Annotated in this window: 12 protein-coding genes and 1 tRNA gene; 12 read left to right on the forward strand and 1 reads right to left on the reverse strand. The window is 41.8% G+C overall.

Annotated elements, in window-relative coordinates; translation table 11 throughout:
• Window positions 1-70 precede the first annotated feature (70 nt).
• The 6 genes from trxB to BANVL01_RS12340 all read left to right on the forward strand — a co-directional run bounded on the left by trxB (window position 71) and on the right by BANVL01_RS12340 (window position 5,217).
• A complete protein-coding gene (gene trxB, locus BANVL01_RS12315) occupies window positions 71-1,021 on the forward strand; it encodes a thioredoxin-disulfide reductase (RefSeq protein ID WP_066091638.1) in 951 nt (316 codons plus the stop codon).
• Window positions 1,022-1,492: 471 nt separating this feature from the next.
• Window positions 1,493-1,951 carry an 8-oxo-dGTP diphosphatase gene (locus BANVL01_RS12320; protein ID WP_066091635.1) on the forward strand — a complete coding sequence of 153 codons (459 nt, stop codon included), beginning with the start codon at window positions 1,493-1,495 and terminating at the stop codon, window positions 1,949-1,951.
• 20 nt (window positions 1,952-1,971) lie between these two features.
• On the forward strand, window positions 1,972-2,865 hold the full coding sequence (rapZ, locus tag BANVL01_RS12325) for an RNase adapter RapZ (RefSeq protein ID WP_066091634.1): 894 nt from the start codon (window positions 1,972-1,974) through the stop codon (window positions 2,863-2,865).
• On the forward strand, window positions 2,862-3,848 hold the full coding sequence (mgfK, locus tag BANVL01_RS12330) for a gluconeogenesis morphogenetic factor MgfK (RefSeq protein ID WP_066091631.1): 987 nt from the start codon (window positions 2,862-2,864) through the stop codon (window positions 3,846-3,848). The genes rapZ and mgfK overlap by 4 nt, the downstream gene beginning before the upstream one ends.
• Window positions 3,849-3,894: 46 nt before the next feature.
• Window positions 3,895-4,845 (forward strand): DNA-binding protein WhiA, encoded by a 951-nt coding sequence (gene whiA, locus BANVL01_RS12335; RefSeq protein ID WP_066091628.1) that lies wholly within the window; start codon window positions 3,895-3,897, stop codon window positions 4,843-4,845.
• 114 nt (window positions 4,846-4,959) lie between these two features.
• Window positions 4,960-5,217, forward strand: coding sequence for an HPr family phosphocarrier protein (locus BANVL01_RS12340; protein WP_066091625.1), 258 nt, complete (start codon window positions 4,960-4,962; stop codon window positions 5,215-5,217).
• 101 nt (window positions 5,218-5,318) lie between these two features.
• On the opposite strand, the gene clpP is transcribed toward BANVL01_RS12340, so the two are convergent.
• Window positions 5,319-5,921 carry an ATP-dependent Clp endopeptidase proteolytic subunit ClpP gene (gene clpP / locus BANVL01_RS12345; RefSeq protein WP_066091622.1) on the reverse strand — a complete coding sequence of 201 codons (603 nt, stop codon included), beginning with the start codon at window positions 5,919-5,921 and terminating at the stop codon, window positions 5,319-5,321.
• 205 nt (window positions 5,922-6,126) lie between these two features.
• Here clpP and BANVL01_RS12350 point away from each other — a divergent pair.
• The 6 genes from BANVL01_RS12350 (at window position 6,127) to BANVL01_RS12380 (ending at window position 11,638) form a co-directional block, all read left to right on the forward strand.
• Window positions 6,127-6,198 (forward strand) — tRNA-Arg (locus BANVL01_RS12350).
• Window positions 6,199-6,548: 350 nt separating this feature from the next.
• A complete protein-coding gene (rpoN, locus tag BANVL01_RS12360) occupies window positions 6,549-7,871 on the forward strand; it encodes an RNA polymerase factor sigma-54 (RefSeq protein ID WP_066091616.1) in 1,323 nt (440 codons plus the stop codon).
• Window positions 7,872-7,877: 6 nt separating this feature from the next.
• A complete protein-coding gene (locus BANVL01_RS12365) occupies window positions 7,878-8,156 on the forward strand; it encodes a glutaredoxin family protein (RefSeq protein ID WP_235845553.1) in 279 nt (92 codons plus the stop codon).
• A gap of 122 nt (window positions 8,157-8,278) precedes the next feature.
• A complete protein-coding gene (locus tag BANVL01_RS12370) occupies window positions 8,279-9,301 on the forward strand; it encodes a sugar-binding transcriptional regulator (RefSeq protein ID WP_066091608.1) in 1,023 nt (340 codons plus the stop codon).
• A 51-nt stretch (window positions 9,302-9,352) separates the two neighbouring features.
• Window positions 9,353-10,360, forward strand: a complete 1,008-nt coding sequence (gap, locus tag BANVL01_RS12375; RefSeq protein ID WP_066091605.1) for a type I glyceraldehyde-3-phosphate dehydrogenase — start codon at window positions 9,353-9,355, stop codon at window positions 10,358-10,360.
• Window positions 10,361-10,453: 93 nt separating this feature from the next.
• Window positions 10,454-11,638, forward strand: a complete 1,185-nt coding sequence (locus BANVL01_RS12380) for a phosphoglycerate kinase (protein ID WP_066091602.1) — start codon at window positions 10,454-10,456, stop codon at window positions 11,636-11,638.
• Window positions 11,639-11,647: the final 9 nt, after the last annotated feature.

The raw sequence follows: 11,647 nt of genomic DNA on the forward strand, positions 1-11,647 counted from the left end.
TGTTTAATACGATTAAGTAGGGAAGAATATACTTAATCGTATTTTTTTATATAAGAGGAGTGAACCAACCATGACTGAAGAAAAAATTTATGATGTCATTATTGCCGGGGCTGGTCCTGCGGGGATGACGGCTGCTGTATATACATCACGCGCGAACCTTTCTACTTTGATGATTGAGCGCGGCATGCCGGGCGGGCAAATGGCTAATACCGAGGATGTTGAGAACTATCCGGGCTTTGAGAGTATTTTAGGTCCTGATTTATCAACGAAGATGTTTGAACATGCCAAGAAATTCGGCGCTGAATATGCGTACGGCGATATTAAGGAAATCGTTGACCATGGCGACTACAAACTTATTACCGCTGGGTCTAAACAATATAAAGCACGCGCTGTCATTATTACAACCGGTGCTGAGTATAAGAAAATTGGCGTTCCTGGTGAAAAAGAACTTGGCGGCCGCGGTGTTTCTTATTGCGCCGTTTGTGATGGTGCTTTCTTTAAAAATAAAGAACTTTACGTGATTGGGGGCGGCGACTCAGCGGTTGAGGAAGGCGTTTACTTAACCCGTTTCGCATCCAAAGTCACCATCGTTCACCGCCGCGATCAACTGCGCGCGCAAAAAATCCTTCAAGACCGTGCCTTTGCTAACGAAAAGGTTGATTTCATTTGGAATCATACGCTTAAGTCGATTAATGATAAAAATGGCAAAGTTGGCAGCGTGACCTTGGTGTCGACACAAACTGGTGAAGAGCAGGAACTGCCAGCAGATGGTGTATTTGTTTATATCGGAATGCTGCCACTATCGCAGCCATTTGTTAGTCTTGGCATTACGAATGAAAATGGTTATATTGAAACAAATGAACAAATGGAAACAAAGGTGCCGGGTATTTTCGCTGCCGGAGATATTCGTGAAAAGACGCTCCGTCAGATTGTCACCGCCACTGGAGACGGCAGTATTGCTGCTCAAAGTGCACAGCAATTTGTCGAAGAACTTAACGAAGAGATGAAATTAAAGAAATAACGGTTTAGTGAAAAGGTATAAGTGTAAATTTACATTTACGAAAAAGTAACTCTGTTTTAATTTTCCTGTAACAATAGTGAAATATAGATAGGGTATGATTAAATAAATTGACCCCCTTTAAAATAAATACCTTTTCAGCGCACAAGCCCAGCAGCTTGTGCCATTTTTTTTGCGTGGAAAAGGGGCGGAGCGCCGCAAAGATTAATCAGTATATCCAATTGTAGAGGGAAATATACATTTTATACTTTCAGCGAGTAAAGCCTAGCTCTGCTCACACCGCCTTTATTGGCAGGAATGATTCTTTGAATACCTTTTTGTGGTAAATTGTGGCGTGAAACACCATATTAGTTTGGGCCGGCTAAGGTAAAAAAATATCAATTATGTATTCATTGTGGCTGTTTCCTAAAAATAGTATAATGAAAAGAATAAAATAAACTGTTACAATATTAGTTTTAGAGTAGGTGAAAAACAATGCAGCGGGTCACCAATTGTGTTTTGTTAAGAAATAATCAAATATTGTTACTGCAGAAACCGCGCCGGGGATGGTGGGTGGCTCCGGGAGGAAAAATGGAACCGGGCGAATCCGTACGAGACTCCTGCATCAGGGAATATCGTGAAGAAACGGGCATCTATTTAAAAAGTCCACAATTAAAAGGGATTTTTACAATGATTATGAAGGAAAGTGATGAGCTTCTTTCCGAATGGATGATGTTTACTTTTATGGCAGCGGATTCAGATGGCATTGATTTAGTCGAATCTGAAGAGGGGAAGCTGGCGTGGCATCCGATAGACCAGGTGAAAGGTCTGCCGATGGCTGCCGGTGATTATCATATCATTGATTACATGATTCATGGAAAGGGCATCATTTACGGTACTTTTACTTATACAAAAGATTTTCAACTAATCAGTTATCGATTAGATCCAAGTTAATATAATTAGGGGGAATTGAAGTGAGTACCGGTTCGATTAACGATACCCAGATGGTGATTATTACCGGAATGTCTGGGGCAGGAAAAACAGTGGCGATTCAAAGCTTTGAAGATTTAGGGTTCTTCTGTGTCGATAATTTGCCGCCAACGCTGCTCCAGAAATTTCTTGAACTTATGAAAGAATCAGGGAATAAAATGAATAAGGTTGCCCTGGTTATGGACTTACGGGGAAGAGAGTTTTTTGACCATTTATTCAAAGCATTAGATGAACTGGACGAAACATCGTGGGTGAAGCCGCAGATTTTATTTCTAGATGCGGATGATTCGACATTAGTACGCAGATATAAGGAAACAAGGCGGTCGCATCCGCTGGCCAAGTCAGGCTTACCTCTTGAGGGCATCTCGCTTGAGCGTGAACTTCTTGAAGAATTAAAAGGCCGGGCACAATTAATTTACAATACTTCCCAGATGAAACCACGTGAATTACGTGAGAAGATATTAACGGAATTTACCGCGAATAAACAATTAATCTTTACTGTCAATCTCATGTCGTTCGGCTTTAAACATGGGCTTCCAATTGATGCAGATCTCGTCTTTGACGTGCGCTTCCTGCCGAATCCCCATTATATTGAGCATATGAGACCAAAGACAGGGCTGGATGAAGAAGTTTCAAGCTATGTTTTAAAATGGAACGAAACGCAAAAGTTTTTGGAAAAAGTAACGGACCTGCTAAGCTTCATGCTTCCACATTATAAGCGGGAAGGAAAGGCGCAGCTAGTGATTGCGATTGGCTGTACTGGCGGGCAGCACCGTTCGGTTGCCCTTGCTGAGTATTTAGGCCGATTTTTCGAAAATGATTATAAAACATGCGTTTCCCACCGCGACATTGAGAGGAGAAAGGATAAAACAACATGAGAGAGATAGGACAGCCTCGGATTGTCGTCATTGGCGGAGGAACAGGTTTACCGGTTTTATTGCGTGGTTTAAAACAGTTTCCTGTGGATATTACCGCCATTGTGACTGTCGCGGATGACGGCGGCAGTTCAGGACGCTTGCGCGAGGATCTGCATATTCCTCCTCCCGGGGACATACGCAATGTATTAGCATCACTGTCAGATGTCGAACCGCTAGTTGAGGAAATGTTTCAGCATCGTTTTAAAACCTCGAATGAACTTTCCGGACATTCGCTGGGAAATTTAATCTTGGCGGCGATGACATCGATTACCGGCAATTTCGTTCATGCCATTCAGGAGATGAGCAAAATCTTGAATGTCCATGGCAAAGTGCTTCCGGCTGCGAACCAAAGCGTGGTATTGCATGCAGAGATGGAGGACGGAGCCATTGTTTCCGGGGAATCGAAAATCCCTTATTCGGGGAAAAAGATTAAAAGAGTTTATTTAACTTCCAAAAGTGAAATCCGCCCATTACCCGAGACGATTCAAGCAATTCGTCAGGCTGATTTAATTATCATTGGCCCGGGAAGTTTGTATACCAGTATCCTCCCAAATCTGCTTGTCCCGCGATTAGGGGATGAGGTTTGCCGCTCCAATGCGAAAAAGGTCTATATTTGTAATCTAATGACACAGGCAGGAGAAACGCATGGCTATACGGCGAGCGATCATGTCAAGGCCTTATATAGCCATATGAGCTGTGCCTTTGTCGATACGGTCCTTGTCAATAATGAAGAAATTCCCCAGGATGTGCAGCTCCGCTATAATGAAGAGCTGGCTGACCCGGTACAGTATGATTTACCACAGCTTTTTGAGCTGGGGCTCGAGGTGGTCCATGCGGATATTGCCTATCAGGAAAATGGCGCACTCCGGCATGACCCGAAAAAAGTAGCGAATATTTTATATAATTTGCTCGTGGATGAAACCAAAAAGCGTTATGAAGCGTAGATAGTAGCAGGGAAATTATTATTGCTTTTTATAAAGGGGTGAGGGGATGTCTTTCGCTTCGGAAACGAAAAAAGAATTAACTAACCTGGAAGTGAAAACGTGCTGCATTCAATCAGAGCTCTCGGCTTTGATCCGTATGAACGGTTCCCTTTCCTTTTCAAATCGTAAGTTAGTTGTTGATATTCAAACCGAAAATGCCGCGATTGCGAGAAGAATTTATACATTATTGAAAAAGAGCTACCAGGTACAGGTAGAATTGCTGGTCCGCAAAAAAATGTGCTTGAAAAAAAACAATGTCTACATTGTTCGTTTGTCCCAGCAGGCAAAGGAAATTCTGGAGGACACGAAAATTATTGGCGATGGATTTACCATCATTCACGATATTTCGCCGGAGCTGATAAAAAAGAAGTGTTGTAAGCGTTCTTATTTACGTGGTGCCTTTCTAGCTGGAGGCTCCGTCAATAATCCGGAAACATCTTCCTATCACTTGGAAATTTCTTCGCTCTATAAAGATCATAATGACTCTTTATGCGAATTAATGAATACATTTGGACTTAACAGTAAAACGCTTGAGCGGAAAAAAGGCTTTATTACCTATTTAAAGGAAGCCGAGAAAATTACTGAGTTTCTAAATATTGTCGGGGCCCATAATGCCCTGCTCCGCTTTGAAGACGTTCGAATTGTTAGGGATATGCGGAATTCGGTGAATCGCCTGGTAAACTGCGAAACGGCTAATCTCAATAAAACAATCGGTGCTTCCATCAGGCAGGTTGAGAATATCCGCTTGATTGATGGAACGGTTGGTTTGCAAATTTTACCGGATAAACTGCGGGAAATTGCGGAACTCAGGTTGAATTTTCCCGATGTTACCCTAAAGGAACTGGGTGAAATGGTTTCCGGCGGTGCCATTAGTAAATCAGGAATTAATCATCGTCTGCGAAAAATTGATGAGATAGCCGAGAAGCTCCGAATGGGCGAAATTGCATCAAGGAAGTAGACGGCTCTGACGGGTCCTAAATATTGCCCGCTTTAGGGCTAAGTGATTTTGACTTTGTGAAATAATGAATTTGTTATCATAATATAGGATAAAAACATGAGGAGGAATTAAATAATGTTGGCAAAACAGGTAGAGGTTAAATTGAGAACAGGTCTGCAAGCACGACCAGCAGCACTTTTTGTGCAGGAGGCAAACCGCTTTTCAGCGGATATTTTTCTAGAGAAAGATGGCAAAAAGGTAAATGCAAAAAGTATCATGGGATTAATGAGCCTTGCAGTTGGCTCAGGAATCGTGATTAATATTATCGCAGACGGCGACGATGAAGAAAAAGCCATCAACGCACTAACAGAATTTATTCAGAAAGATCATTAATTGAAAAAAGGATTCAACCTCATTTAGTGGTTGAATCCTTTTTTAATGTATGAAAGCAAAAATAAAAGCAACCGGTTCAATGCCGGTTGCCTAATGTTCATTTATTTTTCTTTTTTATCAAGTGTGTGGCGTGTAATGATGCTGTCAATCAGGCCGTATTCCTTTGCCCTTTCGGCAGTCATGAAATTATCGCGGTCGGTATCCTTTTGAATGACTTCAAGCGGCTGGCCAGTGCGCTCTGCTAAAATTCCATTTAACTTTTCACGAAGGAAAAGGATCCGTTTAGCGGCAATTTCAATTTCGGTTGCTTGTCCTTGAGCACCGCCAAGTGGCTGGTGAATCATCACTTCAGCATTTGGGAGCGCAAAACGCTTGCCTTTTTCCCCAGCTGACAGTAAGAAAGCGCCCATGGAGGCTGCCATTCCGATACAAACAGTTGATACATTTGCTTTGATATACTGCATGGTATCGTAAATCGCCATCCCGGCTGTGATGCTTCCGCCTGGACTATTAATGTAAAGAGTAATATCTTTTTCAGGATTTTCCGCTTCTAAAAACAATAATTGTGCTACAATACTGTTGGCGACATTGTCATCAATACCACTGCCAAGCATAATAATCCGATCTTTTAATAAACGGGAATAAATGTCATAGGCACGTTCGCCGCGGTTTGTTTGTTCAATAACTGTAGGAATCAAATTCATATTTCTTCCTCCTCCTGAGTGTGAAAGTTTAAAATAATTTGTATAGTAATCATACACTGATGGTCAATAAAGGTCAAACAATTCGCCTTTCAAATGTTCGACAACTTTCCTACATCAGCATAACCATTCCGGACTAATTTAAAACCTATTATTTACTTGCAAAGCTGTCGAAACTAGCATATAATATGTAAGTCGTTACAAATTAGCGCTCGTGGTGCAACGGATAGCACGTAAGATTCCGGTTCTTAAAATGGGGGTTCGATTCCCTCCGAGCGCGTTATGAAGGCCTCCTGTTTTTTGTAAACAGGGGGTTTTTATTTTGATAAAAAGGTTGACTTGATTTCCAGTATATGTCTAATTAGCCATAACCCATTAAAAAATAGCCATAACTCCCAAAATAATAGCCATAACCCATCAAAAAGTAGCCAAAACTTCAAAAAAAGTAGCCATAACCCATTAATAAGTAGATATACCCCCTCGAGAATAGCTAATACCATTGAAAAACAGCCAGACCCCTAAAAAAACAGCCAAAACCCTTAAAAATGTACCCAATTCCCCTCAATAATTTTTTTCCATACCCGAAACTCCTTCTTTCATGTAAAATAGGAACATAAGGGGGGGAGTGGAATGAACTTAAAGGCAGGGTTATGGCAGCAGCAAACATTAAAATTGGCGATGACGCAGGAGTTATCGCAGGCGATTGCCTTATTGCAGTACTCGGCCCAAGAACTCACTGACTTTTTAGAAAATAAAGCATTGGAAAATCCCCTTATGCAGATTGAAAATGGGAATGTCCAGCCGATGAATCCCCTAATGGACCGCAATCGCCGGAGGCATCAAAAGTCGGAAAAGGACTGGATTGAGCAGCTTGCTGATAAACCATTTTCACTTGAAGATCATTTAATCTCGCAACTAAATATAGCTAGTTTATCTGCGGAGCAATTAAGAGTCATCCGCTATCTTATTCATAATCTAGATGAAAACGGTTACTTTTTGGGTAACCTTGAAGAAATTGCAGCAACTTTACGGGTATCTGATGAATTAGTTGAAGATGGCCTTGCTGTGATTCAAACGCTTGAACCAGCGGGAATTGGTGCAAGAGACCTTCAAGAGTGCCTGTTAATGCAAATCTATTATCAAAATCCAACTAACGAACTTGCGCAAAGGATTATTTCTCATTATTTCGTACTGTTTGCCGAAAAGAAATGGAAGCAAATTGCCAAGGAACTGAAGGTATCGCTAAAAGAAATTCAAGATGTTTTTGATGAAGTCCAACTTCTAGACCCAAAGCCGGGGTCCATGTTACGAAAAGAAATCACGACATACATTATTCCTGATGCGATTGTGGAACAATCTGCTGACGGGCTGACGGTACGAATGTTTGATGATGCTCTGCCAAGAATAAGTCTTAACGAGTCCTATTATAAAAAATTCAAGGACCAAGATCAGCAGGTCAGCCGTTTTATCCAGGATAATCTTCAGGATTATCAATGGATTGTCAAAAGTATTGAACAACGAAAAGAAACCCTAACAAGGGTGGTTGCCAAAATCGTCGAAAAACAGACGGCATTTTTTCAAAAAGGAGCACGCCATTTAGTGCCGATGACGATGAAGGAAGTCGCAGTTGAGCTTGATGTTCATGAATCAACTGTCAGCCGGGCAGTCCGGGAAAAATATGTGCAGACACCGACTGGGACCTTCACCTTAAAATCCTTTTTCACGAGTACCATCCAAACAGTCGCGGCGGATGGAAATGCCTCATCGACAGAGGTGAAGAATGCAATTAACCAATTAATAGATCAGGAGAATAAGGAAAAGCCGCTTTCCGATCAAGAAATTGTCGAACAATTGAAGGGGACAAACGGAATCGTGGTCTCAAGGCGGACCATCGCCAAGTACCGCGATCAGCTGGGGATTCCTTCCTCTTCGAAACGGAAAAGGTTTAATTGAAAGGAAATGACACTAACGATGACACCAACTACCATCACTTTATATACCCGAAATCACTGCCCTTTATGCGATAAAGCAAAAGCCTCTCTCCTTGAGCTAAAAGAGAATTGGGAATTTACCCTTGAGGAAATCGATATTGAAACAAATGATGACTTAACCGAGCGATACGGGCTGATGATTCCCGTGGTTCACATAGACGGGGAAGAAGTCGGATTTGGGTTTGTTGACAAATTTGACGTAAGTAACCGTTTGCAAGAAAAAAGCCAATCAAATGAGTTGAAATAGGTTTTCACTCCTGTTAATATAATAAATGTAGCAGGGGTGATTTTTTTTAGTGTAGGCGGGACACAATATGTCTATGGTGGACATTTCGCGACCAACTACATAGAATAAAGGAGCATGCTCTCATGCAATCATTTATTGATATCCAAAAAAGACTATTACCCGATCTCCTTCATGTACTAAAAAAAAGATATTCCATCCTCCGATACATAGGATTTATGCAGCCGGTAGGAAGAAGGAGTTTAGCTGTCAGCCTTGGGCTTACCGAAAGAATCCTACGTGGTGAAGTAGACTTCCTCAAAGAGCAACAACTTATTTACACAAACAATGTGGGAATGAGTTTAACTGCTGAAGGGAAAAATTTACTTGAGGATTTAGAGGAGTTAATGCGTGAGTTAAAGGGTATTGATGTAATGGAGTTAGAATTAAAGCACAAGCTTGGCATTAAAAAAGTCATCATTGTTCCTGGCGATAGCGATGAGTCACTATTGGTCAAAGGCGAGCTTGGCAAAGCAAGTGCCACCTGCATGAAAAAGCTTTTAACAGGGGAAAATATTATCGCTGTCACTGGCGGTTCAACGATGGCTGCTATCGCAGAAAGATTAACACCAGAGCTTTCTAAGAAGGAATTGCTATTTGTTCCTGCCCGGGGCGGAGTTGGTGAGGATGTCGCTAATCAAGCGAACACGATATGCTCGAATATGGCGAAAAACACCAATTCTAAACATCGTGTTTTCTATGTCCCCGATCAAGTAAGTTCACAAATTTATCAATCACTCATCAAAGAACCTGAGATTCATGAGGTCTTAAAGCTAATCAAATCCGCAAGCATGGTCATCCATGGGATTGGGGATGCTATCACAATGGCTGAGCGGCGAAAAACAAACCCCGAGATTCAGCAAAAGCTTGAAAGCGGGAAGGCTGTCGGCGAAGCGTTTGGTTATTATTTTAACGAGAGTGGCGAGATTGTTCATAAGGTATCAACAATTGGACTTCAGCGCGAAGACCTCGCGACGATTCCAAATGTCATTGCGGTTGCAGGAGGATCCTCGAAGGCAAAGGCAATTAAAGCATACTTAAAACAAGCACCGTCAGCGACGATTTTAATTACCGATGAAGGTGCGGCAAAAAGGTTGTTAAAAGGGTAAAACCTTTTTAAAAATATATATTTCTACCCAATAATAAGGAGGAATTTTATCATGACAGTAAAAGTTGGTATTAATGGATTTGGACGTATTGGTCGTAATGTATTTCGTGCGGCTTTAAACAATAGCAATGTGGAAATCGTAGCAATTAACGACTTAACAGATGCAAACATGCTTGCCCACCTTTTAAAATATGATACCGTTCACGGAACGCTTGCAGAAGACGTAACTGTAGATGGTGAATACCTAGTAGTTGGTGGACAGAAAGTGAAGGTTCTCGCTGAACGCGATCCTGCACAACTTGGCTGGGGTGAACTTGGCGTTGAAGTAGTGGTTGAATCAACTGGCCGTTTCACAAAACGTGAAGATGCTGCGAAACACCTTGAAGCAGGTGCGAAAAAGGTTATTATCTCTGCACCAGCAAACAACGAAGATATCACAATCGTTATGGGTGTTAACGAAGATAAATATGACGCAAACAACCACCACGTCATTTCTAATGCTTCATGTACAACAAACTGCTTAGCACCGTTTGCAAAAGTATTAAATGATACATTCGGAATTAAACGCGGGATGATGACAACCATTCATTCTTATACAAATGACCAACAAATCCTTGACTTACCGCACAAGGACTATCGTCGTGCCCGTGCAGCTGCTGAAAACATGATCCCTACATCAACTGGTGCAGCAAAAGCAGTTGCTCTTGTATTACCAGAACTTAAAGGTAAATTAAATGGGATGGCAATGCGCGTTCCAACTCCAAACGTTTCAATCGTTGACTTAGTAGCTGAGCTTGAAAAAGATGTTACTGCTGAAGAAATTAATGCAGCATTGAAAGCAGCAGCTGAAGGTCCATTAAAAGGAATTTTGGCATACAGCGAACTTCCATTAGTTTCAAGCGATTACAATGGAAGCACTGTTTCTTCTACAATCGATGCATTATCAACAATGGTTCTTGAAGGCAATATGGTGAAAGTACTTTCTTGGTACGATAACGAAGTTGGTTACTCTAGCCGCGTTGTTGACCTTGTTGATTACATCGCAGCAAAAGGACTATAAAAAGCTTTAGGTTTTCCAAAGGGGAGCGGGGAGTTGATGCCCCCTTCCCTTTTTTACGTAAATAAATGCCACTACTTTAAGGAGGTCTTTTACATGAATAAGAAAACACTTAAAGATGTCGATGTGAAAGGTAAACGCGTATTTTGCCGAGTAGATTTCAACGTCCCAATGCAGGATGGAAAAATAGCCGACGAAACGCGGATCCGTGCAGCACTGCCAACGATTCAGTACTTAATGGAACAAGGTGCAAAGGTAATTCTAGCAAGTCATTTTGGCCGTCCAAAGGGAAAAGTGGTCGAAGAAATGCGCTTAACACCGGTTGGTGTAAGACTAGCTGAACTTCTCGGTAAAGATGTGAAAAAAGCTGATGAAGCATACGGTGATTCTGTGAAAGCGTTGATTGAGACGATGCAAGAAGGCGAAGTGCTTCTATTAGAAAACGTCCGCTTCTATCCTGGTGAGGAAAAGAATGATCCTGAGTTAGCAAAGGCTTTTGCTGAACTTGCTGAAGTATATGTGAACGACGCATTTGGCGCTGCCCACCGCGCCCATGCTTCAACAGAAGGAATTGCTCATAACCTGCCAGCAGTTTCCGGTTTCTTAATGGAAAAAGAACTGGATGTCCTTGGTAAAGCTCTTTCCAATCCGGAACGTCCGTTTACAGCGATTATCGGCGGTGCCAAGGTAAAGGACAAAATCGGTGTTATCGAAAATCTTTTAGAACTAGTGGACAATTTAATTATTGGCGGCGGATTAGCTTATACATTTGTGAAAGCACAAGGACATGAAATCGGTAAGTCCCTGCTTGAAGCCGACAAGGTTGATCTTGCGAAATCCTTCATGGAAAAAGCAAAGGAGAAAGGCGTTAATTTTTATATGCCGGTTGATGCAATTGTTGCCGATGATTTCTCAGCAGATGCTAATACTAAAGTGGTTCGAATTGAAGAGATTCCAGCTGATTGGGAAGCACTCGATATCGGACCAAAAACAGCCGAAATTTATCGTGAGGTCATTCAAAAATCAAAATTGGTTATCTGGAATGGACCAATGGGCGTATTTGAAATCGACAAATTTGCCGGCGGTACAAAAGCGGTTGCCGAAGCGCTTGCTGAAGCAGAAGGTACATATTCAGTTATTGGCGGCGGTGACTCAGCAGCGTCAGTTGAAAAATTTGGCTTAGCTGAAAAAATGAGTCACATTTCCACAGGCGGCGGCGCCTCTCTAGAGTTTATGGAAGGCAAAGCATTGCCAGGTGTAGTCGCTTTGAATGATAAATAAGGAAAAGAA

This window comes from Neobacillus novalis NBRC 102450, assembly GCF_001591805.1.
GTDB lineage: Bacteria > Bacillota > Bacilli > Bacillales > Cytobacillaceae > Neobacillus > Neobacillus novalis.

What these genes read in the sequence shown, in the direction of transcription:
- trxB (WP_066091638.1), top strand. Translation starts at nt 71, where the DNA reads ATGACTGAAGAAAAAATTTATGATGTCATTATTGCCGGGGCTGGTCCT.
- mgfK (WP_066091631.1), top strand. Translation starts at nt 2,862, where the DNA reads ATGAGAGAGATAGGACAGCCTCGGATTGTCGTCATTGGCGGAGGAACA.
- BANVL01_RS12365 (WP_235845553.1), top strand. Translation starts at nt 7,878, where the DNA reads ATGACACTAACGATGACACCAACTACCATCACTTTATATACCCGAAAT.
- whiA (WP_066091628.1), top strand. Translation starts at nt 3,895, where the DNA reads ATGTCTTTCGCTTCGGAAACGAAAAAAGAATTAACTAACCTGGAAGTG.
- gap (WP_066091605.1), top strand. Translation starts at nt 9,353, where the DNA reads ATGACAGTAAAAGTTGGTATTAATGGATTTGGACGTATTGGTCGTAAT.
- clpP (WP_066091622.1), bottom strand. Translation starts at nt 5,921, where the DNA reads ATGAATTTGATTCCTACAGTTATTGAACAAACAAACCGCGGCGAACGT.
- BANVL01_RS12320 (WP_066091635.1), top strand. Translation starts at nt 1,493, where the DNA reads ATGCAGCGGGTCACCAATTGTGTTTTGTTAAGAAATAATCAAATATTG.
- BANVL01_RS12370 (WP_066091608.1), top strand. Translation starts at nt 8,279, where the DNA reads ATGCAATCATTTATTGATATCCAAAAAAGACTATTACCCGATCTCCTT.
- BANVL01_RS12380 (WP_066091602.1), top strand. Translation starts at nt 10,454, where the DNA reads ATGAATAAGAAAACACTTAAAGATGTCGATGTGAAAGGTAAACGCGTA.
- rpoN (WP_066091616.1), top strand. Translation starts at nt 6,549, where the DNA reads ATGAACTTAAAGGCAGGGTTATGGCAGCAGCAAACATTAAAATTGGCG.
- BANVL01_RS12340 (WP_066091625.1), top strand. Translation starts at nt 4,960, where the DNA reads ATGTTGGCAAAACAGGTAGAGGTTAAATTGAGAACAGGTCTGCAAGCA.